Annotated in this window: 17 protein-coding genes and 2 tRNA genes; 9 read left to right on the plus strand and 10 right to left on the minus strand. The window is 66.4% G+C overall.

All coding sequences use genetic code 11. The annotated features are described in order from the left end of the window. Window positions 1-7: 7 nt before the first annotated feature. From CFB50_RS10615 to CFB50_RS10635, 5 genes are all read left to right on the plus strand, one after another. Window positions 8-1,576 (plus strand): protein adenylyltransferase SelO, encoded by a 1,569-nt coding sequence (locus CFB50_RS10615; RefSeq protein WP_089445810.1) that lies wholly within the window; start codon window positions 8-10, stop codon window positions 1,574-1,576. Window positions 1,577-1,620: 44 nt separating this feature from the next. Next, a complete protein-coding gene (msrB, locus tag CFB50_RS10620) occupies window positions 1,621-2,052 on the plus strand; it encodes a peptide-methionine (R)-S-oxide reductase MsrB (protein ID WP_046545914.1) in 432 nt (143 codons plus the stop codon). A 125-nt stretch (window positions 2,053-2,177) separates the two neighbouring features. Beyond that, entirely contained in the window at window positions 2,178-2,708 is a 531-nt protein-coding gene (locus CFB50_RS10625; RefSeq protein WP_069248207.1) for a septation protein A, read from the plus strand. A gap of 1 nt (window position 2,709) precedes the next feature. Beyond that, the gene (locus CFB50_RS10630) at window positions 2,710-3,018 is read left to right on the plus strand and encodes a BolA family protein (RefSeq protein ID WP_021163397.1); all 309 of its coding nucleotides are present in this window, start codon (window positions 2,710-2,712) and stop codon (window positions 3,016-3,018) included. An 18-nt stretch (window positions 3,019-3,036) separates the two neighbouring features. Beyond that, entirely contained in the window at window positions 3,037-3,819 is a 783-nt protein-coding gene (locus CFB50_RS10635; RefSeq protein WP_069248208.1) for a peptidylprolyl isomerase, read from the plus strand. Window positions 3,820-3,995: 176 nt separating this feature from the next. Here the strand turns inward: CFB50_RS10635 and CFB50_RS10640 are convergent, their stop codons facing one another. Together CFB50_RS10640 and purL are read right to left on the minus strand one after the other, a co-directional pair. Next, on the minus strand, window positions 3,996-4,541 hold the full coding sequence (locus CFB50_RS10640; RefSeq protein ID WP_089446086.1) for a GNAT family N-acetyltransferase: 546 nt from the start codon (window positions 4,539-4,541) through the stop codon (window positions 3,996-3,998). A 5-nt stretch (window positions 4,542-4,546) separates the two neighbouring features. Beyond that, window positions 4,547-8,611: a phosphoribosylformylglycinamidine synthase gene (gene purL, locus CFB50_RS10645; RefSeq protein WP_089445811.1), complete on the minus strand. Its 4,065-nt coding sequence runs from the start codon at window positions 8,609-8,611 to the stop codon at window positions 4,547-4,549. 330 nt (window positions 8,612-8,941) lie between these two features. Between purL and CFB50_RS10650 the strand changes: the two genes are divergently transcribed. From CFB50_RS10650 to pgi, 3 genes are all read left to right on the plus strand, one after another. Next, window positions 8,942-10,243 (plus strand): FAD-dependent oxidoreductase, encoded by a 1,302-nt coding sequence (locus CFB50_RS10650; protein WP_089445812.1) that lies wholly within the window; start codon window positions 8,942-8,944, stop codon window positions 10,241-10,243. 52 nt (window positions 10,244-10,295) lie between these two features. Further along, window positions 10,296-11,840, plus strand: coding sequence for an NAD(P)H-hydrate dehydratase (locus tag CFB50_RS10655; RefSeq protein WP_089445813.1), 1,545 nt, complete (start codon window positions 10,296-10,298; stop codon window positions 11,838-11,840). Window positions 11,841-11,951: 111 nt separating this feature from the next. Next, entirely contained in the window at window positions 11,952-13,574 is a 1,623-nt protein-coding gene (gene pgi, locus CFB50_RS10660) for a glucose-6-phosphate isomerase (protein ID WP_089445814.1), read from the plus strand. A gap of 68 nt (window positions 13,575-13,642) precedes the next feature. Here the strand turns inward: pgi and CFB50_RS10665 are convergent, their stop codons facing one another. Beyond that, a complete protein-coding gene (locus CFB50_RS10665) occupies window positions 13,643-14,356 on the minus strand; it encodes an ABC transporter ATP-binding protein (RefSeq protein ID WP_069248213.1) in 714 nt (237 codons plus the stop codon). Here CFB50_RS10665 and CFB50_RS10670 point away from each other — a divergent pair. Continuing rightward, a complete protein-coding gene (locus tag CFB50_RS10670; RefSeq protein WP_069248214.1) occupies window positions 14,355-15,029 on the plus strand; it encodes an arylesterase in 675 nt (224 codons plus the stop codon). The two genes, CFB50_RS10665 and CFB50_RS10670, sit on opposite strands and share 2 nt — an antisense overlap. 70 nt (window positions 15,030-15,099) lie before the next feature. Here the strand turns inward: CFB50_RS10670 and CFB50_RS10675 are convergent, their stop codons facing one another. The 7 genes from CFB50_RS10675 to tig all read right to left on the minus strand — a co-directional run bounded on the left by CFB50_RS10675 (window position 15,100) and on the right by tig (window position 23,931). Further along, a complete protein-coding gene (locus CFB50_RS10675; RefSeq protein ID WP_089445815.1) occupies window positions 15,100-17,034 on the minus strand; it encodes a SurA N-terminal domain-containing protein in 1,935 nt (644 codons plus the stop codon). 320 nt (window positions 17,035-17,354) lie between these two features. Next, window positions 17,355-17,431, minus strand: a tRNA-Asp gene (locus CFB50_RS10680). Window positions 17,432-17,454: 23 nt separating this feature from the next. Continuing rightward, a tRNA-Val gene (locus tag CFB50_RS10685) sits at window positions 17,455-17,530 on the minus strand. A 204-nt stretch (window positions 17,531-17,734) separates the two neighbouring features. Beyond that, window positions 17,735-20,158 (minus strand): endopeptidase La, encoded by a 2,424-nt coding sequence (lon, locus tag CFB50_RS10690; RefSeq protein WP_011352361.1) that lies wholly within the window; start codon window positions 20,156-20,158, stop codon window positions 17,735-17,737. A gap of 197 nt (window positions 20,159-20,355) precedes the next feature. Continuing rightward, a complete protein-coding gene (clpX, locus tag CFB50_RS10695) occupies window positions 20,356-21,627 on the minus strand; it encodes an ATP-dependent Clp protease ATP-binding subunit ClpX (protein ID WP_006489345.1) in 1,272 nt (423 codons plus the stop codon). Window positions 21,628-21,790: 163 nt separating this feature from the next. Further along, window positions 21,791-22,444: an ATP-dependent Clp endopeptidase proteolytic subunit ClpP gene (gene clpP, locus CFB50_RS10700; RefSeq protein WP_010092137.1), complete on the minus strand. Its 654-nt coding sequence runs from the start codon at window positions 22,442-22,444 to the stop codon at window positions 21,791-21,793. A 140-nt stretch (window positions 22,445-22,584) separates the two neighbouring features. Further along, a complete protein-coding gene (gene tig / locus CFB50_RS10705; RefSeq protein WP_089445816.1) occupies window positions 22,585-23,931 on the minus strand; it encodes a trigger factor in 1,347 nt (448 codons plus the stop codon). Between the last annotated feature and the right edge of the window lie 305 nt (window positions 23,932-24,236).

The following is a 24,236-nucleotide window of genomic DNA, read 5'->3' on the forward strand; positions in this document are numbered from 1 at the left end:
GCTCAACATGTCGTTTTCCCGAAGCGCAGCCGATCCGGCTGACACCCTCCCCGACCTCGCCGCCACGCTCGGCGAGCCCGCCACTGGCGCGTTCGTCTCGCTCGGCGACGCGTTTCATACGCGGCTGCCGGCCGCGCCGCTTGCCACGCCGTACGTCGTCGGCTTTTCCGACGAAGTCGCGCAACTGCTCGACCTGCCGCCGTCGATCGCCGCGCAGCCCGGCTTCGCCGAGCTGTTCGCCGGCAACCCGACGCGCGACTGGCCCGCGCACGCGATGCCGTATGCATCGGTGTATTCCGGCCACCAGTTCGGTGTGTGGGCCGGCCAGCTCGGCGACGGCCGCGCGCTGACGATCGGCGAGTGCACCGGCACGGACGGCCGCCGCTACGAGCTGCAACTGAAAGGCAGCGGTCGCACGCCTTACTCGCGGATGGGTGACGGCCGCGCGGTGCTGCGCTCGTCGATCCGCGAATTCCTGTGCTCGGAAGCGATGCATCACCTCGGCATCCCGACTACGCGCGCACTGACGGTGATCGGTTCCGACCAGCCGGTGGTGCGCGAGGAGATCGAGACGTCGGCCGTCGTCACGCGCGTGTCGGAGAGCTTCGTGCGCTTCGGCCACTTCGAGCACTTCTTCTCGAACGATCGCCCCGACCTGTTGCGCCAGCTCGCCGATCACGTGATCGACCGCTTCTATCCGGATTGCCGCCGCGCCGACGATCCGTACCTCGCGCTCCTCGAAGCCGCGACGCTGCGCACGGCCGACCTCGTCGCGCAGTGGCAGGCGGTCGGCTTCTGCCACGGCGTGATGAACACCGACAACATGTCGATCCTCGGCGTGACGATCGACTACGGCCCGTTCGGCTTCGTCGACGCGTTCGACGCGAACCACATCTGCAACCACTCGGATACGAGCGGCCGCTACGCATACCGGATGCAGCCGCGCATCGCGCACTGGAACTGCTATTGCCTCGCGCAGGCGCTGCTGCCGCTGATCGGGCTGCAGCACGGCATCGCCGACGACGATGCGCGCGCCGAGCGTGCGGTGGAGGACGCGCAGGCCGTGCTCGCGAAGTTCCCGGAACGCTTCGGCCCCGCGCTCGAACGTGCGATGCGCGCGAAGCTCGGCCTCGAGCTCGAACGCGAAAACGACGCCGAGCTCGCCAACAAGCTGCTCGAGACGATGCATGCGAGCCACGCGGATTTCACGCTGACGTTCCGCCGGCTCGCGCAGATCTCGAAGCACGACGCGAGCCGCGACGCGCCCGTGCGCGACCTGTTCATCGACCGCGACGCGTTCGATGCGTGGGCGAACCTCTACCGCGCGCGGCTGTCCGAGGAAACACGCGACGACGCGGCACGTGCCGCCGTGATGAACCGCGTGAACCCGAAATACGTGTTGCGCAACCATCTGGCCGAAGTCGCGATCCGGCGCGCGAAGGAAAAGGATTTTTCGGAAGTCGAGCGGCTCGCGCAGATCCTGCGCCGCCCGTTCGACGAACAACCGGAGCATGAAGCGTACGCGGCGTTGCCGCCCGACTGGGCCGGGTCGCTCGAAGTGAGCTGCTCGTCCTGAGCCCCGACCCGCGCGTATCGACCGACCGATCAGGAGAACCCCACATGTCCCACGATTCAGACGACAAGACCTTCCCGTACGAGAAGGACGACGCCGAGTTGCGCCGCCGGCTCACGCCGATGCAGTACGAAGTCACGCAGCATGCGGCAACCGAGCGTGCATTCACCGGCGAATACACCGACACCGAAGACGACGGCATCTACAAATGCGTCGTCTGCAGCACGCCGCTGTTCGAGTCCGGCGCCAAGTTCCACTCGGGCTGCGGCTGGCCCAGCTACTTCAAGCCGCTCAACGGTGAGGTGATCGACGAAAAGGTCGACTACTCGCACGGGATGGTGCGCGTCGAGGTGCGCTGCAACCACTGCGGTGCGCACCTCGGCCACGTCTTCGAGGACGGCCCGCGCGACAAGACCGGTTTGCGGTACTGCATCAATTCGGCTGCGTTAAACTTCGAGTCCCGACCCGAAAACGAATGAGCGGCGCCGGGCGGATCCGCGGGGCGCCCCTCGCGCCACCGCCCCGATCCGCTCCGGCGGTGCCTGGCGGGTCCCTACAACGGTGAAAGGCCGCGCAAGCGGCCTTTCACGCAGCTGCGAGCGCCATGAAATTCCTGTTCGATCTGTTTCCGATCATCCTGTTTTTTGCCGCCTTCAAGGTCTGGGGCATCTTTACCGCCACCGCCGTCGCGATCGTCGCGACGCTGGCCCAGGTCGCCTGGGTTGCCTTCCGGCACCGGAAGGTCGACACGATGCTGTGGGTCAGCCTCGGCGTGATCGTCGTTTTCGGTGGCGCCACCCTCGTCCTGCATGACGAGAAATTCATTCAATGGAAACCGACTGTGCTGTACTGGCTGTTTGCGATCGGGCTGCTCGCCGCGCGCTATGCGTTCGGCAACAACCTGATCGAGAAGATGATGGGCAAGCAGCTCACGCTGCCGCACCCCGTGTGGGACAAGCTGAACGTCGCCTGGGCGATGTTCTTCGCGGTGCTCGGTGTCGCGAACCTGTACGTGGTGCACAACTTCACCGAATCGCAATGGGTGAACTTCAAGCTGTTCGGCACGACGGGCGCGATGGTCGTATTCATCATCCTGCAGAGCCTGTGGCTCACGAAATACCTGAAGGACGAGTGACATGACGGACGCCTTTCTCCACGCATCGCCCGACGAACGCATCGCGCTGATCGAAGCGCGCCTCACCGCGGCGCTCGCCCCGCTGTCGCTCACCGTGCGCGACGACAGCGCGCAGCACGCGGGCCACGCCGGCGCGTCCGCCGGCGGCCACTTCACGGTCACGATCGTGTCGGCCGCCTTCGCCGGCAAGCCGCGCGTCGCGCGGCACCGGCTGGTGTATGATGCGCTCGCTGATGCGATGCAGCGCGGCATTCACGCGCTCGCGATCGTGGCTTACACGCCCGAAGAATTCAACGAATCTTCAATCTAGTCTCATTAGGAATTCCCGATGATCCTGAAATCCCCCCGCCTGTGGGTCGCGGCGGCTGCTTTTGCAGCGGCACCGGCATTTGCCCAGAACATCGCCGTCGTCAACGGCACGCCGATTCCGAAGTCGCGCGCCGACGCGATGGTTGCTCAGCTCGTCCAGCAAGGCCAGACCGACAGCCCGCAACTGCAGCAGGCCGTGCGCCAGGAACTCGTGAACCGCGAAATCCTGATGCAGGAAGCGATCCGTGAAGGCATCCCGAACCGTCCGGACGTGAAGGCGCAGGTCGCCGTCGCGCAGCAGACCGTCGTGCTGCGCTCGATGATCGAGAGCTTCCTGAAGAAGAACCAGCCGACCGACGCCGAAGTGAAGGCGCGCTACGACGACCTCGTCAAGGGCGCCGGCGGCAATCGCGAATACCACCTGCACCACATCCTCGTCAGCGACGAGCAGCAGGCGAAGGACCTGATCGCGAAGATCAAGGCCGGCGCGAAGTTCGAGGATCTCGCGAAGCAATACTCGAAGGATCCGGGTTCGGGCAAGAACGGCGGCGATCTCGACTGGTCCGACCCGAAGGCGTACGTGCCGGAATTCGCGGCGGCCGCGCAGAAGCTGCAGAAAGGCCAGATGACCGACACGCCGGTGAAGACCCAGTTCGGCTGGCACATCATCCGTGTCGACGACATCCGCGACATCGCCCCGCCGCCGCTCGAGCAGGTGAAGGCGCAGATCGCGCAGCAACTCGTGCAGCAGAAGCTGCAGGCGTTCGAGGAAGGTCTGCGCCAGCAGGCAACTGTCAAGTAACGCCGGCACGCGTCGCACGCGCATCGAAAAGCCGCTCTTCGGAGCGGCTTTTTTATTGCCCGCGCGTACTGCCTGCGGACGCGTCACGATGCGCTTGCAGCCCCGCAAAAGAAAAAGGCCGCTCCAAAGAGCGGCCTTACCCGTGCCGGATTCACGCGCATCGCAAGCGCAGCAGGCTACGCAGGATGGAACACGTCGTGATAGCGAACGTCACCCGACGGCCGCGGCGCCGAATCGTCGAGCGACAGCGCGAGGAAATACTCGGGCGGCACGCCCGGGAACACGATGTCGCCGGATGGCGCAAAGCCGAACCGCGTGTAGTACGCGGGTTCGCCGAGCAGCACGCAGCCGCGCGCGCCAAGCCGGCGCAACGCGTCGAGCCCCGTGCGCACCAGCCCCGCACCGATGCTCTGCCGCTGGCAACCGGGCAGCACCGCGAGCGGCGCCAGCCCGTACCAGCCCTGGCTGCCGGACGGCTCGCCGCCGATCGACACCGGCGAGAACGCAACGTGCCCGATCAGGCGGCCGTCGCGCTCCGCGACGAGCGAGACGCTCAACGCACCGTCGGCACGCAGCGTATCGACGATCCGCCGTTCGAACTGGCCGCCTTCCGGCTCGCCCGCGAACGCGGCGACGATCACGCGGCCGATCGCGTCGGCCTCGCTTGCACGCTCATCGCGCAGCGTGACGACCTCGACCGGCGCGTTCGGGTCGAACATCATCCCGATCAGCCGATCCAGCGGCGCGCGTTGCGGAACACGCGCATCCACGGGCTCGCTTCACCCCAGCTTTCCGGGTGCCAGCTCATTGCGACCGTGCGATGCACGCGCTCCATGTGCGGCATCAGCACCGAGAAGCGGCCGTCGGCCGTCGTGACCGACGTGATGCCGGCCGGCGAGCCGTTCGGGTTGAACGGATAGCGCTCGGTCGCTTCGCCGCGGTGGTCGACGTAACGCATCGCGACCGCGACGCGATCGATGTCGCCCTGCTGCGAGAAGTCCGCGTAGCCTTCGCCGTGCGCGACCGCGACCGGAATCCGCGAACCTTCCATCCCCGCGAAGAAGATCGACGGCGACTTCTCCACTTCGACGAACGAGAAGCGCGCCTCGAACTGCTCGGACTTGTTGCGTGTGAACTTCGGCCACGCATCCGCGCCCGGGATCATCGACGCGAGGCTCGACAGCATCTGGCAGCCGTTGCAGATGCCGAGCGCGAACGTGTCGGGACGCGCGAAGAAGGCCGAGAACATGTCGGCGAGGTTCGCGTTGAAGCGGATCGTCTTCGCCCAGCCTTCGCCCGCGCCCAGCACGTCGCCGTACGAGAAGCCGCCGCATGCGACCGCACCCGCGAAATCGGCGAGCGTGGCACGGCCGGCGAGCAGATCGCTCATGTGCACGTCGTGTGCATCGAAGCCCGCGCGGTCGAACGCGTAGGCCGTTTCCAGATGCGAGTTCACGCCCTGCTCGCGCAGGATCGCGACGCGCGGCCGTGCACCCGTCGCGATGAACGGCGCGGCGATATCGTCGGCCGGATCGAAGCTCAGCACCGGCGAGATGCCCGGATCGGCCGCGTCGAGCAGCGCGTCGTATTCGGCATCCGCGCAGGCGGGGTTGTCGCGCAGGCGTGCAATGCGCCAGCTCACTTCGCTCCATGCGCGATGGAGTTCGATGCGCGGTGCGTCGAAGATCTTCTTCGCGTCGCGGTACACCTCGATCACGTCGCGATCGTTGACCGAGCCGATTACGTGCGAGCACGCCGACAGGCCGAACTCGCGCAGCGCGCCGAGCACCGCGTCGCGATCGGTCGCACGCACCTGCACGACGGCGCCGAGTTCCTCGGAGAACAGCGCGCGCAGCGTGCGATCCTCGCGGCGGCCGCTCGTCTGCTTCGCCCAGTCCTTCGCGTCGCCGTAGTCGGATTCGTGATTCGGGTCGAGCGTCAGCATGTCGACGTTCAGCGACACGCCCGCGTGGCCCGCGAACGCCATTTCGCACACCGTCGCCCACAGGCCGCCGTCCGAGCGGTCGTGGTATGCCAGCAGCTTGTCTTGCGCATTGAGCGACTGGATCGCGTTGAAGAAGCGCTTCAGGTCTTCCGCATCGTCGACGTCCGGCGTCGTGTCGCCGACCTGCTGCGTGACCTGCGCGAAGATGCTGCCGCCCATCCGGTTCTTGCCGCGGCCGAGATCGATCGCGATCAGCACGCTGTCGCCCGCGTCGGCGATGCGACGCAGTTGCGGCGTCAGGTGACGGCGCACGTCCTCGACCGGCGCGAACGCGGAGATGATCAGCGACACCGGCGACACCACTTCCTTCGCGACGCCCTGCTCGTCCCACTTCGTCTTCATCGACAGCGAATCCTTGCCGACCGGGATGCCGATCCCGAGCGCCGGGCACAGCTCCATGCCGATCGCCTTGACCGTGTCGAACAGCGCGGCGTCCTCGCCGGCAGTGCCGCATGCCGCCATCCAGTTCGCCGACAGCTTCAGCTTGTCGAGCGACGCGATCGGCGCGCTCGCGATGTTCGTGATCGCCTCGCCGACCGCCATGCGGCCCGATGCCGGCGCGTCGATCACGGCGAGCGGCGTGCGCTCGGCCATCGTCATCGCCTCGCCCTTGAAGCCCGCGTAGTCGAGCGCGGTGACCGCGCAGTCGGCCACCGGCACCTGCCACGGACCGACCATCTGGTCGCGCACCGACGTGCCGCCGACCGAGCGGTCGCCGATCGTGATCAGGAACGACTTGCTGCCGACCGTCGGGTGCTTCAGCACGTCGATCGCGACCGCCGACAATGCGATGCCCGTCACGTCGACCGGTGCACGCTCCGTCGTCACGCGCGTGACGTCGCGATGCATGCGCGGCGGCTTGCCGAGCAGCACTTCCATCGGCATGTCGACCGGGTATTCGTCAGCGCCCGTCGCTTCGTCGTCGACGAGCTTCAGCTGGCGTTCGTCGGTCGCGACACCGACCACCGCGAACGGGCAACGCTCACGGGCGCAGATCGCCTCGAAGCGCGGCAGGTCGGCCGGCGCGATCGCCAGCACGTAGCGCTCCTGCGCTTCGTTCGACCAGATTTCGCGCGGCGACAGGCCCGATTCCTCGAGCGCGACCTTGCGCAGCTCGAAGCGCGCGCCCTTGCCCGCACCGTCGACGATCTCGGGGAACGCGTTCGACAGGCCGCCCGCGCCGACGTCGTGGATGCTCAGGATCGGGTTTTCCGCGCCGAGCTGCCAGCAGCCGTTGATCACTTCCTGTGCGCGACGCTCGATTTCCGGGTTGCCGCGCTGCACCGAGTCGAAGTCGAGTTCGGCCGTGTTCGCGCCGGTCGCCATCGAGCTCGCGGCGCCGCCGCCCATCCCGATCCGCATGCCGGGGCCGCCGATCTGGATCAGCAGCGAGCCGGCCGGCACGTCGTGCTTGTGCGTATGTTGGTCGGCGATGTTGCCGAGACCACCCGCGATCATGATCGGCTTGTGATAGCCGTGCACCTTCCCGCCGACGTTCTGCTCGTACACGCGGAAATACCCGCCGAGGTTCGGACGGCCGAATTCGTTGTTGAACGCGGCGCCGCCGAGCGGGCCGTCGATCATGATCTGCAGCGGCGACGCGATGCGGTCGGGGCGGCCGTACGGGCCGTGCACATCGTTCGGGTTGCGCTCGGCCACCGGCTGCGCGGCGTCACGGTCGTTTTCCCACGGCTGGCGGGCATCGGGCAGGTCGAGGTTCGACACGGTGAAACCGGTGAGGCCGGCCTTCGGGCGCGCACCGCGACCCGTCGCGCCTTCGTCGCGGATCTCGCCGCCCGCGCCGGTCGCCGCCCCCGGGAACGGCGAGATCGCCGTCGGGTGGTTGTGCGTCTCGACCTTCATCAGCGTGTGCGTGAGCTCGGTGTGGCGGCCATAACGTTCACCCGGCTCGCCGGCCCCGCCGGTATTGCGCGGGAACCAGCGCTCGGCTTCGGCGCCGACCATGATCGAGGAGTTGTCCGAATACGCGACGATCGTGCCCTGCGGGTTCAGCTTCTCGGTGTTGCGGATCATCGCGAACAGCGACATGTCCTGCGCTTCGCCGTCGATCGTCCACTGCGCGTTGAAGATCTTGTGACGGCAGTGTTCGCTGTTCGCCTGCGCGAACATCATCAGTTCCACGTCGGTCGGGTTGCGTTCGAGCTTGCGGAACGCGTCGACCAGGTAGTCGATCTCGTCGTCGGCAAGCGCGAGGCCCAGCTCGACGTTCGCACGCTCGAGCGCGCCGCGGCCGGCGCCCAGCACGTCGACGCTCGCGAGCGGCTTGGCCGGCAGTTCGTCGAACAGGTGCTTCGCGTCGTCGCGTGCCGCGACCACGCTTTCGGTCATCCGGTCATGCAGTGCGGCCGCGACGGCTGCGCGCGCGTCGTCCGACAGCGCCTTCTTGCCGCCGAGCAGGCCCGACTTCAGGGTGACCGTGAATTCGACGCCGCGCTCGATGCGGCGCACCTGCGTGAGGCCGCAGTGCTGCGCGATGTCGGTCGCCTTGCTCGCCCACGGCGAGACCGTGCCGAAGCGCGGCAGCACGACGAAGGTCTCGGCCGTGCCCTTCTCGGCCGCCGGCTCGAACGGCGCGCCGTAGTGCATCAGCGCGTCGATGCGCGCGCTGTCGTCGGCCGACAGCGGCTCGGCCGCATTGACGAAGTGCAGGAACTGCCCGCGCACCGCGACGATGTTGGCGTCGATTTGCTTGAGCGTGTCGAGCAGACGGGTTTGACGGAAATCGGAGAGGGCCGAAGCGCCGGGAAAACACGAGAAGTGAGCCATGGGCTGGACTGACGTCGATGAGTCGCGCGAGGTGGCGACGTGGGGCGAAAGGAAGGCCGCAATTATACCCGGAAGTCGGTCGCCCCAGACCGGCCAATCGGTAGCCTGCATGCACCGCAACGGTGCCGCGGCGTGCGCAGCGCACGACACGCCCGCCGGGCCGCCCGCGCGGGCGCGGCAGCCGGCGGTCGTGGCGCGGCTGCACGGTCCGTGCTCGCCCGGCGCCGGTTCCCGCGATTTTGGCGCTATCATTCCGGGTTCACCGGGCCGGGGCCCTCAGCGAATTCTCACCGGGCGGCGCACGCGCGCCGCCCGTCATCGAAGCAATCCATGGATGTCATCGTCATCGGCGGCGGAATCAGCGGCGTCGCCACCGCCTACCAGTTGCGCGCGGCCGGCCATCGCGTGTGCGTGGTCGAACGTCACGCGACCGTCGCGCAGGGTGCGACCTACGGCGACGGCGGCGCGCTGCTGCCGAGCCCGCTCGACGTCTGGTTCGGCCCGACCTTCATGCGCCAGCGCCAGCCGCGCGACAGCGGCATCGTCTACAAGCCGGGCTTCAACGGCGGCGTGCGCCGCTTCGTCAAGCAGCTCGGCACGTTGCGCGAACCCGACGCGTTCGCCGCCCAGTACGCGCGGCTGCGCCCGCTGATCGATGCGTCGCGCGACACGCTCGCCGACATCGAGACGCGCCTCGAACTCGAATTCGAACAGAAGCCCGGCATCCTGCACGTGGTGCGCGATCCGCGCGACTGGGAGGCGATGCAGCCCGCGCTCGACCTGCTGCGCACGCTCGACCAGCCGTACCGCCTGCTCTCCGCCGACGAATGCGCGGCGGTCGAGCCGTCGGTGCCGGCCGAGCCCGGCTTCGCCGGCGGCGTGCTGCTCGAATCCGAACGTACCGGCAATTGCCCGCTGTTCGCGAAACTGGTCAAGCAGACGCTCGACGAGCATGGCGTGCAGTTCCGCTTCGGCGCGGAAGTCGCCGCGATCCGCGTCGATACCGGCCGTGCCGCGGTCGAGCTCGTCCCGCCCGGCGACCGGCGCGCGTCGAACGCACGCGAGGTCGACGTGATTTCCGCCGATGCGATCGTGGTCGCCGCCGGCGCCGGCAGCCTGCCGCTGCTCGACCGGCTCGGCTGGCGCCTGCCGCTGCACCCGGTGCGCGTCCATACGCTCACCGCACCGGTCGCCTATGAAGAACATGCACCGCACCTGAACGTCATCGATTCGATCAAGCGGATCTCGATCACGCGCACCCACCAGCGGCTGCGCGTCGGCGGCGGCGCCGTGCTGCAGAGCCTGCCCGACACCGCGAAGCCGCTCGCCGAGCCGCTGTCCGAGGCCGCGCTCGCACTGCTCGGCCAGGCCGTCCACGACTGGGTGCCCGGCGCCGCGCGGATCTCGGCCGCATTGTCGTGGCAAGGCACGCAGCTGCTGTCACCGGACGGCCTGCCGGTCGTCGGTCCGACCCCGCATCCGCGCGTGTTCGTCAATTTCGGGCACGGTCCGGCCGGCTGGGGGCTCGCATGCGGGTCTGCTAAAGTGGTGACCGACTATCTGGGCGGCGACGTGCAGCACTGGCCCGCCGACACGCTCGCCGCACTGCGCGCCGGGCGCTTCACGACCTGACCGCCGCGGGCCCGTTCCCGGCGGCCTCCTAGCCAGCCGCCACGACCCCGCGATGACCGTTACCCACCCGCCCCCCGACTCCGATCCGATCGCGCTGCTGCGCGTCACCGACCTGCGCACGGCCGAAACCGACGCCGCGGCGGCGCTGCCGCCGCATGCGCTGATGGGTCGCGCCGGCACCGCCGCCGCGCACTGGTTGTCCGAGCGCATGGCCGGCGACGACCGCCCCGTGTGGTTCGCGGTCGGCCCAGGCAACAACGGCGGCGACGCGCTGGTTGCCGCCGCTCACCTCCAGCAGCTTGGCGTCGCCACGCAAGCGTGGATGCCGGTGCCGGTAAAACCGGACGACGCGCAATGGGCGCTCCGCCTCGCGCGCGCAGCCGGCGTACCGCTGTCCGCCACGCCGCCTGCTTCGCTGGACGGCTATGCATGGGTCGTCGACGGGCTGTTCGGCATCGGTCTCGGCCGCGCGCTCGACGGCGCATTCGCCGAGCAGGCCCAGCGCATCGCCGCGCATGCGCGCAGCGGCGGCCACGTGCTCGCACTCGATGTCCCGAGCGGGCTCGACAGCGATACGGGCCAGATCGTCGGCGCAGGTGTCGCCGTCGCCGCCACCCATACGCTCACGTTCATCGCCGCGAAGCCGGGCCTCTACACGGGTGAAGGCCGCGATCTCGCCGGCGAAATCGACGTCGCATCGCTCGACGTCGCGCCGCTCACTACGCCGGCCATCGTGCTGAACGCGCCTGCGCGCTTCGCCGCTGCCCTGCCCGCGCGCGCATTCGCGTCCCACAAGGGCACGTTCGGCAGTCTCGCGGTGCTCGGCGGCGACACGGGCATGTGCGGCGCGCCGATCCTGGCCGCCCGCGCCGCGCTGTTCGCCGGTGCCGGCAAGGTGCACGTCGGCTTCCTCGGCGCCGGCGCGCCGCCGTACGACCCGCCGTTCCCCGAACTGATGCTGCATCCGGCCGACGGCCTCGATCTCGGCACGATGACCGCCGTCGCGGCCGGCTGCGGGCTGGGCACGCGCGAGGCCGCGGCGACGCTCGTGCGCGACGTGCTCGCACACGACGCCGTGACGCTGCTCGATGCCGATGCACTGAACCTCGTCGCGACACATGCGGATCTCGCGACCGCCGTCGCCACGCGCGGTACGCGCGGCAATCCGTGCGTGCTGACGCCGCATCCGCTCGAAGCCGCGCGGCTGCTCGGCAGCGACACGGCGACGGTCCAGCGCGACCGCGTCGCAGCCGCGCAGGCGCTTGCGACTCGTTATGCGGCGCATGTCGTGCTGAAAGGCTCGGGCACGGTGATTGCAGCGCCCGACGGCCGCGTGGCGATCAATCCGACCGGCAACGCGGCGCTTGCCACCGGCGGCACCGGCGACGTGCTCGGCGGCGTGATCGGCGCGTTGCTCGCGCAGCGCGTCGCACCGTACGAGGCGGCGCTGGCGGGCGTGTACCTGCACGGCCTCGCGGCCGACACACTGACCGCACACGGCACCGGCCCGGCCGGACTCACGGCCGGCGAACTCGCGCCGATGGTGCGCACGCTGATCAATCGCCTTTTTTACGCGTCGCCGCGCGCCGACACATAAGGCCGCTATACTGACTGCCCCGCCGCACGGCGGGCCCTCTCGTCCGCCGGCCTTCCGATCCCGATGAGCCGGCGCGGCATTCCTCCCGATTCACGCTTCACTCGAACCGCCATGACGCTGAATTCGCTCCCCGCCTGGACTGCCCTTCAATCCCACTTCGAGCAAATCCGCCATGCTCGCCTGCGCGACTGGTTCGCGCCGGAAAACGACCACGCGCCGACGCGTGCCGAACGCTTCACGCTCGCGGGCGGCGGCCTCGCCGCCGATTTCTCGAAGAACCGCATCAACGACGAGACGCTGCGCCTGCTCGTGCAACTCGCGCGCGACGCGGGCGTCGAAGCACGCCGCGACGCGATGTTCGCGGGCGAGATCGTCAACCCGACCGAAGGCCGTGCCGCGCTGCACACCGCGCTGCGCGCGACCGATCCGCAAGCGCCGTTCCACGCACAGATCAGCGCCGAGCGCGCGAAGATGGCGACCTTCGCGCGCGCCGTGCGCAGCGGCTCGTGGACGGGCTACACCGGCAAGCGCATCCGCCACGTGATCAACATCGGCATCGGCGGCTCCGACCTCGGGCCGAAGATGGTCGTGCATGCGCTGCACCACGTCGCAACGCCTGAAATCTCCACGCACTTCGTGTCGAACGTCGACGGCGCCGATCTCGCACGCGTGCTCGAACAGGTCGATCCCGAGGAAACGCTCGCGATCATCGTGTCGAAAACCTTCACGACGCTCGAGACGATGACGAACGCACGCTCGCTGCGCGACTGGTTCGTCGCGCGCGGCTGCCCCGAGGACGCGCTCGCGAAGCACTTCGTCGGCGTGTCGGCGAACCCGGCCGAAGTCGTGAAGTTCGGCATCGCCGCGGACAACGTGTTCGAAATGTGGGACTGGGTCGGCGGCCGTTACTCGCTGTGGTCGGCAGTCGGCCTGTCAATCATGATCGCGATCGGCCCCGAGCAGTTCGACGAGCTGCTGGCCGGCGCGAACGACATGGACCGTCATTTCCGCGAAGCGCCGCTCGAGCGCAACCTGCCCGTGCTGCTCGGCCTGATCGGCATCTGGTACCGGAATTTCTTCGGTTCGCAGAGCTATCTCGTCGCACCGTATTCGGAAGCGCTGCACTACCTGCCGTCGTACCTGCAGCAGCTCGAAATGGAGAGCAACGGCAAATCCGCGCGCCTGGACGGCACCTTCGTCGATTACCCGACCTCCGCCGTCACGTGGGGCGAGCCGGGCACCAACGGCCAGCATGCGTTCTTCCAGATGCTGCACCAGGGGCCGACGATCGTGCCGATCGACTTCATCGCGGTGCTAACGCCCGAGCATCCGCTCGCGAGCCATCATCCGAAGCTGCTGGCGAACTGCTTTGCGCAGAGCGAGGCGCTGATGCTCGGCCGCACGCTCGACGAAGCGCGCAAGGTCGCGGGGCCGGGCAAGGAGGCGCTCGCGCCGCATCTGACGTTCCCCGGCAACCGCCCGACGACGACGCTGCTCGTCGATGCGCTGACGCCGCGCACGCTTGGCGCGCTGATCGCGCTGTACGAACACAAGGTGCTCGTGCAGGCAACGGTGTGGGACATCAATCCGTTCGACCAGTGGGGCGTCGAGCTCGGCAAGATTCTCGGCAAGGTGGTGGAAGCCGACCTGACGGCCGAGTCGGTCGATCCGGACAAGCACGACTCGTCGACCACCGCGCTGATCGAGCGCGCCCGCGCGGCGCTGAAGCGCTGATGGGCTGAGGCATCGGCGTCATGCAGATGCCGGCCGCGCAGCCCTGCCCGCGCGGCCGGCCGCTCAATTCAGGTGCCGCGCTGCTCCGCGTGCGGCTCGACGATGCGTCCGGCGTCGATCGTCACGGTCGTCGCGCAGCGGCGTGCGAGTTCGACATCGTGCGTGACGAGCACGAGCGTGGCGCCATGCGTGCGGTTCAGTTCGAACATCAGGTCGATGACCGCATGGCCCGTAGCCGCATCGAGGCTGCCGGTCGGCTCGTCGGCGAACAGGATCGCCGGGTGCGTGACGAATGCGCGCGCAAGCGCGACGCGCTGCTGCTCGCCCCCGGACAACAGCTTCGGATAATGCGCGGTGCGCTCGCCGAGACCGACCTGTACGAGCAGCGCCCGGGCACGATCGGCTGCTTCACGCGCGCTGATGCCCCCCTGCAGTTCGAGCGGCAGCATCACGTTCTCGAGCGCCGTCAGGTGCGGCATCAACTGGAACGACTGGAACACGAAGCCGACTGCGCCGTTGCGCAGCGCCGCACGCGCATCCTCGTCGAGCTGGTCGAGCGCGCGACCGAGCAGGCGAACCGTGCCGCTCGTCGCGCTGTCCAACCCGGCAAGCAGGCCGAGCAGCGTCGATTTACCCGACCCCGACGCGCCGACGATCGCGAGGCTGCTGCCCGGTTGCACGGCGAGCGTGATGCCGTCGAGGATCGTCAGCTCGCCCGTTGCATCGGCGACCCGCTTGCATACGTCATGGACTTCGATGATCGGATCGGTAATCTTGAACATGGACACGACATTTCGCTGGAAAAGACGCGCGGCGGTCGCCGCGCTGTTGGGCACCCTGCTCGCTGCCGCCGTGCCGGCACGCGCCGCAACGACGCCGGCCGCGACATCGGGCCAGCCCGTGATCGTCGTGCTCGGCGACAGCCTGTCGGCCGAATACGGACTGCCGCGCGACTCCGGCTGGGTGGCGTTGCTGCGGCAACGACTCACGACCGAGCGAATCGATTATAGCGTCGCGAACGCCAGCGTCAGCGGCGACACCACGAGCGGCGGCCGCGCGCGGCTACCTGCGGTGCTGCAGCGGCTCAAGCCATCGATCGTCGTGGTCGAGCTCGGTTCGAACGATGCGCTGCGCGGCGTGCCGCTCGCAACGACCGAGCAAAACCTGCGCGACATCATCGCCGGCGCGCGACAGGCCCGGGCAAAGGTCGTGCTGGTCGGCATGTATGTGCCACCCAATTACGGCCCCGACTACACGCAGAAGTTCCACGCCGTCTATACGCGGCTGTCGAAGGATCTCGGCGTGCCGCTCGTGCCGTTCCTGCTGGCCGGCATCGAGAACAAGCCCGAGATGTTCCAGGCCGACCAGATGCATCCCGCGCAGCAGGCACAGGGCATTCTGCTCGACAACGTCTGGCCTGCGCTGAAGCCGCTGCTCGGCAAGCCGCGCGGCTGACGTTACCGCCCCGCCGGAAAACAAAAAGCCCCGCGTAAAGCGGGGCTTTTTGTTGCGGGCGAAACGACGCTCAGTTGTCGCCGTCCTGCGACTGGCTGGCCGTCGAGCCGTACAACTTCACCTTCGAGCGGTCACGCAGTGCGGCGAGATACGCTTCGCCTTCGCTCTGCGCGTCGACCTGCGCCATCTGCTGCTGCGCGGCGGCCAGTTGCTGCGGATCGACCGCCGAACCCGGGATCACCGCGTTCACGCGGTAGATCGCGTAGCCGTCCGCGCCGAGATCGACACCGACGTACGCCGGCAGCGTCTTCGCATCGACCTTGTACACGGCGCTCAGCGCAGCCGGCGTCAGGCCCTGCGACTGCGTGCGCGACACCTTCTGCGCGGCCGCGAACCCGTCGGCCGACTTCGACTTCTGCAGTTCGGCAAGCTTCGCCGCGCCGTCCTTCTTCGCGAGTTCCGCAGCCTGCTCGGCAACGACCTTCTGGCGCACGACGTCCTTGATCGCGTCGAGCGCGGGCACGGCGGCCGGCTTGTAGTCGGTCACGCGCGCCGAGATCAGCGTGTTGTTGCCGACGTCGATCGCCTGCGTGTTGTTCTGGTTCTTCACCGCGTCGTTCGCGAATACGGCGGCCAGGAACTTCGGATTGTTCAACGGGCTCGTCGCCGGCAGCTGCGGATTCGGCGTCGGCGTGACGGTGGCCGTCTGGATCGTCAGCTTGTACTTGTCCGCGGCCGGCTGCAGCGTCTTCGCCTTTTCGTAGACGGTGGACGTGAAGCCTTCCGCGTTGTCCGTGAACGCCTTCGATGCGTACTGCTGCTTCAGGGCGACTGCGATCTGGTCCTTCACGTCGGCGAACGGCTTGATGGCGGCCGGCTTCACTTCCGTTGCCTTCAGGATGTGGAAGCCGAGATCCGACTGCACGACACCGCTCACGTCGCCCTGCTTGAGCGCGAACGCGGCATCGTCGAACGCCTTGCCGCCCGCCGTCGAGCCGCGCGCGATGAAGCCGAGGTCGCCGCCCTTCGCGGCCGACGGTGCGTCCTGCGAGCTCTTCTGCGCGATCTGCGCGAACTGGTCCGGATGCGCCTTCACGTCGGCCAGCAGCTGCTCGGCCTTCGTCTTCGCCGCTGCCTTGTCGGCCGCGCTTGCGCTGCCCGGCGCGGCGATGAAGATGTGGCTCACGCGAACCTGCGCTTCGGTGCGGAAGTGCGTCGGGTTGTCGTCGTAGAACTTCTTGATGTCCGCATCGGTCGGCTGCGTGCTCGCGGCTGCTGCGGCGGGCGAATAGACCAGGTACTGGATCGTCGCGGTCTCCGGCGTCGCGAAGCTCTGCTTGTGCGCGTCGTAGTATGCGGCGAGCTGCGCATCGGTCGGCTGGACCTTCGCGGCGAAGTCGCTCGTCTTCAGCACGAGCGCCTGCATTTCGCGCTGCTGCGCGGCGAGTTCGGACAGGCGTTGCGCGAGGCTCTTCGGCGTGAATGCGCTCGACACGATGCTGGCCGGAATCTGTTGCAGCGAGAGGCTGTAGCGCACGCGCTCCTGATACTGTTCGGGCGTCATCCCCTGGAACGACAGCAGTTGCGCATAGCGCTCGACGTCGATCGAACCGTCGGGCTTCTTCAGCGACGCGATCATCGGGTCGCTCATCAGCGCGTCGCGCACCGCGTTGTCGGATGCGGTCAGGTGCAGACGTTGGGTCTCGTCGGCCAGCACGCGTTGCTGGATCAGGCCGTCGAGCACCTGCTTGCGGTGCTCGGGCGTATCGAACATCTTGATGTCGAACTGCCCGCCGAGCGCCTGACGCGCCTGGTCGATCTGCTGGCGGAACGCGCCGTCGAATTCGACCCGCGTGATCTTGTGCCCGTTGACTGCCGCGACGTTCGCGCTGTCGTCGAAGAAGCCGCGGAAGCCTTGGATCCCGACGAAACCCAGCCCCGGCAACACGATCAGGAGCAGGAGCGCCATCATCAGGCGCTGGTGATTACGGAAGAAATCGAGCATGCGTGACGGGAAAATTGGACAAAACGACCGATATTACAACATACGGGGTGGGACGGGAGAAAAGCAGGCGTACTGCGGACGAGTACGGCGCGGCAAACAGGCGCACAAAACGAAAATGCCCGCACAAGGCGGGCACTTTCGTTTGTTTGGCGGAGCGGACGAGACTCGACTACATCGTGCAGGCCGCGGCCGCGCTTGCAAGCGCCGCCCTTCGAGTCCCGCCGGAAGCTGCGCAGGCAGCTTCCTCCACTCCACTGCCACGCGCCCGCAATCGGAAACGCAAATGAAAAAGCCCGCACAAGGCGGGCTTCTTCATTTTCTGGCGGAGCGGACGGGACTCGAACCCGCGACCCCCGGCGTGACAGGCCGGTATTCTAACCGACTGAACTACCGCTCCTTGGTCTGGCTGAATCAGGAAACTGGTGGGTGCTGAGGGGTTCGAACCCCCGACCTACGCCTTGTAAGGGCGCCGCTCTACCAGCTGAGCTAAGCACCCGTTTCCGATTCGTTCTGGCTGCGATCTGCGTTTCGGCATCAACAACCAGCGAGCCCGCAAGTTTAATTCATCCCCGATCATTTTGCAAAGCCCTGACGCGAATTTTTTAAACGTTCGCGCACACGATTCGGCTATGCATAAAAAAACCCGCGGCCATGCCGCGGGTTTCGTGAACAACCGTCAGGAACGACGGTGCTCAAATGCTTAGTGCTTGACGAATTCCGTCGAGCCGGCATCCTTCGCTGCATCGGCGACCGGTGCCGCCGCCTTCGCCTCTTCTTCCGGCGGCAGCGGGGTCGGCGAACGCTCGAGCGCGAGTTCCAGCACCTTGTCGATCCAGCGGACCGGCACGATCTCGATCGCGTTCTTCACGTTGTCCGGAATCTCGGCGAGATCCTTCACGTTCTCTTCCGGGATCAGCACGAGCTTGATGCCACCGCGATGCGCCGCGAGCAGTTTCTCCTTCAGGCCACCGATCGGCAGGACTTCGCCACGCAGCGTGATTTCGCCCGTCATCGCGACATCGGCACGCACCGGGATACCCGTCAGCACCGACACCAGCGCGGTCGTCATCGCACCGCCTGCGGACGGACCGTCCTTCGGCGTCGCGCCTTCCGGCACGTGGATGTGAATGTCCTGCTTCTCGAACGCTTCGTCCTTGATGCCGAGACGACGCGAGCGCGAGCGCACGACCGAACGTGCCGCCTCGACCGACTCCTTCATCACGTCGCCGAGCGAACCCGTGCGGATCACGTTGCCCTTGCCCGGCATCACCGCGGCTTCGATCGTCAGCAGATCGCCACCGACTTCCGTCCACGCGAGGCCCGTCACCTGACCGACCTGGTTCTCCTTCGCCGCGAGGCCGAAGTCGTACTTGCGCACGCCGAGGAACGTATCGAGGTTCTCGCCGTCAACCTTGATCGCGCCCGATGCCTTCTTCAGCAGCAGCATCTTCACGACCTTGCGGCAGATCTTCGACACTTCCCGCTCGAGCGAACGCACACCGGCTTCACGCGTGTAGTAGCGGATGATGTCGCGGATCGCCTGCTCGGTGACCTCGATTTCGCCTTCCTTCAGCCCGTTGTTCTTCTTCTGCTTCGGCAGCAGGTAACGCTGGGCGATGCTGACCTTCTCGTCTTCCGTGTAACCCGACAGACGGATCACTTCCATCCGGTCGAGCAGCGGCGGCGGGATGTTCAGCGAGTTCGACGTCGCGACGAACATCACGTCCGACAGGTCGAAGTCGACTTCGATGTAGTGGTCGGCGAACGTGTGGTTCTGTTCCGGATCGAGCACTTCGAGCAGCGCCGACGACGGATCGCCGCGGAAATCCATGCCCATCTTGTCGACTTCGTCGAGCAGGAAGAGCGGATTGCGCACGCCGACCTTCGTGAGGCTCTGCAGGATCTTGCCCGGCATCGAACCGATGTACGTACGGCGGTGGCCACGGATCTCGGCCTCGTCACGCACGCCGCCGAGCGCCATCCGGACGAACTTGCGGTTCGTCGCGCGGGCGATCGACTGGCCGAGCGAGGTCTTGCCGACGCCCGGGGGCCCGACGAGGCACAGGATCGGCGCTTTCACCTTGTCGACGCGCTGTTGGACCGCGAGATACTCGAGGATGCGTTCCTTCACCTTCTCGAGGCCGAAGTGATCCTCGTCGAGCACCTGCTCGGCGTTCGACAGGTCGTTGTTGACCTTGCTCTTCTTGCGCCACGGCAGGCCGATCAGCGTGTCGATATAGTTGCGCACGACGGTGGCTTCCGCCGACATCGGCGACATCAGCTTCAGCTTCTTCAGCTCGGCGTCGGCCTTCTTCTTCGCTTCCTTCGGCATGCGCGCGGCGTTGATGCGCTTCTCGAGTTCCTCGAGATCCGCACCCTCTTCGCCTTCGCCCAGTTCCTTCTGGATCGCCTTGACCTGTTCGTTCAGGTAGTACTCGCGCTGGCTCTTTTCCATCTGGCGCTTCACGCGCCCGCGGATGCGCTTTTCGACCTGCAGGATGTCGATCTCGGCTTCGAGCTGCGCGAGCAGGTGCTCGAGGCGCTCGATGACCGGGAACATTTCGAGGATGTGCTGCTTCTGGTCGAGCTTAAGCGGCAGGCGCTCGGCGATCATGTCGGCGAGGCGGCCTGCTTCGTCGATACCCGACAGCGACGTGAGGATCTCCGGCGGGATCTTCTTGTTCAGCTTCACGTACTGGTCGAACTGCGACACGATCGCGCGGCGCAGCGCTTCCGTTTCAGCGCTGTCGGCATGATCGGGCTCGAGCGGCATCACTTCGCAGGAGAATTGCGTTTCCTGCTCTTCGATCGACAACGCCTTCGCGCGCTGCAGGCCTTCGACGAGCACCTTCACGGTGCCGTCCGGCAGCTTCAGCATCTGCAGGATGTTGGCGATACAACCGACCTCGTACATGTCCTTTTCGGTCGGTTCGTCCTTGGCCGCGGTTTTCTGGGCGACGAGCATGATGTGCTTGCCGCCTTCCATCGCTGCTTCGAGGGCCTTGATCGATTTCGGCCGGCCCACGAAGAGCGGAATCACCATGTGCGGGAAAACGACGACATCCCGCAGCGGCAGCAGCGGGAGCGTGATGCGTTCCGGCGGGAGAAGTTGGGTGCCTGACATTTCATTTCCCCATGAGTGGAATCAATTGTTCGGTAATTGAGGCCGCCACAACGAATTGCAAGCCTTCAAGTGCGGGAAATATTCGGTAAGAAAGTAACCACCGCGTGTCGAGTCAGAGTTACCCACAAGATAAACGAAAAAAAGCCGCCCACGGTCTCATGAACGGCCTTTTTCGCAGAACATCGTCGGCAAGCCGGTCAGTTCGAACCCGCCACCTTCGGCGTGTCCTCGTAGATCAGCAAGGGCTTGCCGTCGCCATCGATGACGTTCTCGTCGATGATGACCTTGCTGACCCCTTTCATCGTCGGCAGCTCGTACATCACGTCGAGCAACGCTTGTTCGATGATCGAACGCAAACCGCGCGCGCCGGTCTTGCGGCGGATCGCCTTGCGGGCGACTGCCTGCAGTGCGCCCGGCCGGATCTCCAGCTCGACGCGTTCCATCGCGAACAGCTTGTGATACTGCTTGACGAGCGCGTTCTTCGGCTCGACCAGGATCTTCATCAGCGCGGCTTCATCGAGCTTGCCGAGCGTCGCGACCACCGGCAGGCGGCCGATCAATTCGGGGATCAGACCGAATTTGATCAGGTCTTCCGGCTCCGTCTCGCGCAGCACTTCGCCCGCGTCGCGTTCCTGCTTGCTCTTGACCGTCGCGCCGAAGCCGATACCGGTTTTCTCGGTACGGTCGGTGATCACCTTTTCGAGGCCGTCGAATGCACCGCCGCAGATGAACAGGATGTTGGTCGTGTCGACCTGGATGAAATCCTGGTTCGGGTGCTTGCGGCCGCCCTGCGGCGGCACCGACGCCATCGTGCCCTCGACGAGCTTCAGCAGCGCCTGCTGGACGCCCTCGCCCGACACGTCGCGCGTGATCGACGGGTTGTCCGACTTGCGGCTGATCTTGTCGATTTCGTCGATGTAGACGATCCCGCGCTGAGCCTTGTCGACCTCGTAGTTGCAGTTCTGCAACAGCTTCTGGATGATGTTCTCGACGTCCTCGCCGACGTAGCCGGCTTCGGTCAGCGTCGTCGCATCGGCGATCACGAACGGCACGTTGAGCAACCGCGCGAGCGTCTGCGCGAGCAGCGTCTTGCCGGAGCCCGTCGGGCCGATCAGCAGGATGTTGCTCTTCGACAGCTCGACGTCGTCCTTCTTGTCGAGATGCTTCAGGCGCTTGTAGTGGTTGTACACGGCCACCGCGAGGATTTTCTTCGCGCGCTCCTGGCCGATCACATACTGATCGAGGATGTCGCGAATTTCCTGCGGGCTCGGGAGATCCGACCGGGACAGGCTGGCCTCGACGCCGGCGGCAGCCGCCTCGTCGCGAATGATTTCGTTGCAGAGGTCGATACATTCATCGCAAATGAACACCGACGGGCCCGCGATGAGTTTTTTCACCTCATGCTGGCTTTTCCCGCAAAACGAGCAATACAACAGCTTCTCGCTGTTCGAACCTTTTTTGTCCGCCATGAATGTAGAGCCTCCGGACAGGTAAATGACATGATACGCCGATTGCTCCGGACGCCGCGCCTAGGGCGCGACCGGAGCCGGCTGGATGCGCTTGCCGCAGATGCTCAGGGCACTCGGGACGTTTGAGGGCACCGCCCGAATCGGGGCGGCACCCCGTTTAAGCTCACGGGCGCTTCAACAGCACCTGATCGATCAGCCCGTACGCCTTCGCGTCCTCGCTCGACATGAAGTTATCACGGTCGGTGTCGCGCGCGATGCGCTCGACGTCCTGGCCCGTGTGCTGCGCGAGCAACTGGTTCAGCCGCTCCTTCAGGTAGAGGATTTCGCGTGCCTGGATCTCGATGTCGGATGCCTGGCCGCGTGCGCCGCCGAGCGGCTGGTGAATCATCACGCGCGAGTTCGGCAGCGCGAAACGCTTGCCCTTCGCACCCGACGCGAGCAGGAACGCACCCATGCTGGCCGCGAGACCCATGCACAGCGTCGACACGTCCGGCTTGATGAACTGCATCGTGTCGTAGATCGCCATGCCGGCCGACACCGACCCGCCCGGGCTGTTGATGTACAGGCTGATGTCCTTGTCGGGATTCTCGCTCTCGAGGAACAGCAACTGCGCGACCACGAGGTTGGCGGTCTGGTCGTTCACTTCGCCGACCATGAACACCAGGCGCTCCTTCAGGAGACGCGAGTAGATATCGTACGAACGCTCGCCGCGGCCGCTCGTTTCGACGACGATCGGCACCAGCCCCAGCGCTTGCGCCTCGAAACCCTGCGGCGCGTTCGAAGCAAGCATGTCCAGCAATTCAGCGCGAGTGATCATTCAATGAACCTTGTTCGAATGGAAAATTGAACGGAAGGAAGCCGCCCGCTCAATCGCCATATTAATGGCAACCGTGCGCTTGACGTAAAAACGGCGTGCGGGCCGTCGCTCCGACAGCCGGCACGCCGCTAGAGCAACACTTACGCTTGCGCCGATGCGCTCGCGAGTGCCTCGAAGCTCACTTCCTTGTCCGTCACCTTTGCCTTGCCCAGCACGAAATCGACGACGTTGCTTTCAACGACGAACGCTTCCATCTCGGCGAGGCGCTGCTGGTTGGAATAATACCAGCGGACCACTTCCTTCGGGTCTTCGTAGCTCTTCGCGAACTCGTCGACTTCCGCGCGGATCTGTTCCGGCTTCGCCTCGAGGCCGTTCGACTTCACGAGCTCGGCCAGCACGAGGCCCAGCTTCACGCGGCGTTCTGCCTGCTCGGTGAACATCTCGGCCGGGATCGGTGCGTCCTTCGCGTTCGGCACGCCGCGCTGCGCCAGGTCCTGGCGAGCCATTTCGACGAGGCGTTGCTGGTCCTGCTCGATCAGCGCCTTCGGCACGTCGAGTTCGGAGATCTTCAGCAGCGCGTCCATCACCTGGTTCTTGACGATCGACTGCGTGCGACGCTTCGCTTCGCGCTCGAGGTTTTCCTTGATCTCGGCGCGCATCTTCGTGAGGTCGCCGTCTTCGATGCCGAGCGACTTCGCGAATTCCGCGTCGATTTCCGGCAGGTGCGGCCACTCGATCTTCTTCATCGTGACCGTGAATTGCGCCGTCTTACCCGCGACGTCCTTGCCGTGGTAATCCTCCGGGAACGCCAGGTCGAACGTGCGCGATTCACCGGCCTTCAGGCCCAGTGCAGCCTTTTCGAATTCCGGCAGCATGCGGCCTTCGCCGAGCACGAACGGGAAATCTTCGGCCGTGCCACCCTGGAACGCGACGTCGTCGATCTTGCCGACGAAGTCGACCGTCACGCGGTCGCCGTCCTTGGCTGCGGTGTCCGCGCCGCCGTCGCCGTGCTCGCCGGCTTCGCCGCGTGCGTGGTAGTGCACGCGTTGCTTGCGCAGGATGTCCAGCGTGCGGTCGATTTCGGCGTCGCCGATCGACGTCGTCGAGCGCTCGACTTCAGCCGTCGCCAGATCGCCGATCTTCACTTCCGGGTACACCTCGAACGTTGCGTCGAACGCGTATGCACCTTCAGCCTGCTCCTGCTTCGGCTCGAAGCTCGGCTGGCCAGCGACGCGCAGGTTTTCCGCGCGGCTGATCGTGAAGAATTCCTGGCCGATCTTGTCGCTCAGCACTTCTGCTTCGACCTGACCCGCGTACTGTTGCGCGACCATCTTCACCGGCACCTTGCCCGGGCGGAAACCCGGCATGCGCACGGTCTTCGCGAGTTTCTGGATACGGGCGTCGATTTCCTTCTGCACGGTGTCTTTCGGCAGGGAAATCGTCACGCGGCGTTCAAGCTTGCCGAGGTTCTCAACAACGTTAGCCATGGCTTCAATCGTCCTAAAATTATTCGAGCGAATCGGGTTTTCCTTGCCGTGCCTGCCTGCGGCGTGATGTGTGCCACATCCACTCGCCGCGCCGGAGCGCCACGCCATCCCTGCACGCGCCGGATGGCTAGCGCAAGCGGCTCGGAGCACGGCTTTGGCCGGAAGAATCGACTATTCTAGCAAACAATTTTCATCACACCGCCAGATCGGCGCGACGCGCGTGCGTCTGCCCCGCATCGGCAGCCCTCTGCACGGCAATGCGCGCGGATCGCCGCTATGCCGAACGCCGTATCCACCACGGGCCC

This window comes from Burkholderia sp. AU33423 (assembly GCF_002223135.1).
In the GTDB taxonomy this organism is placed as follows: domain Bacteria; phylum Pseudomonadota; class Gammaproteobacteria; order Burkholderiales; family Burkholderiaceae; genus Burkholderia; species Burkholderia lata_D.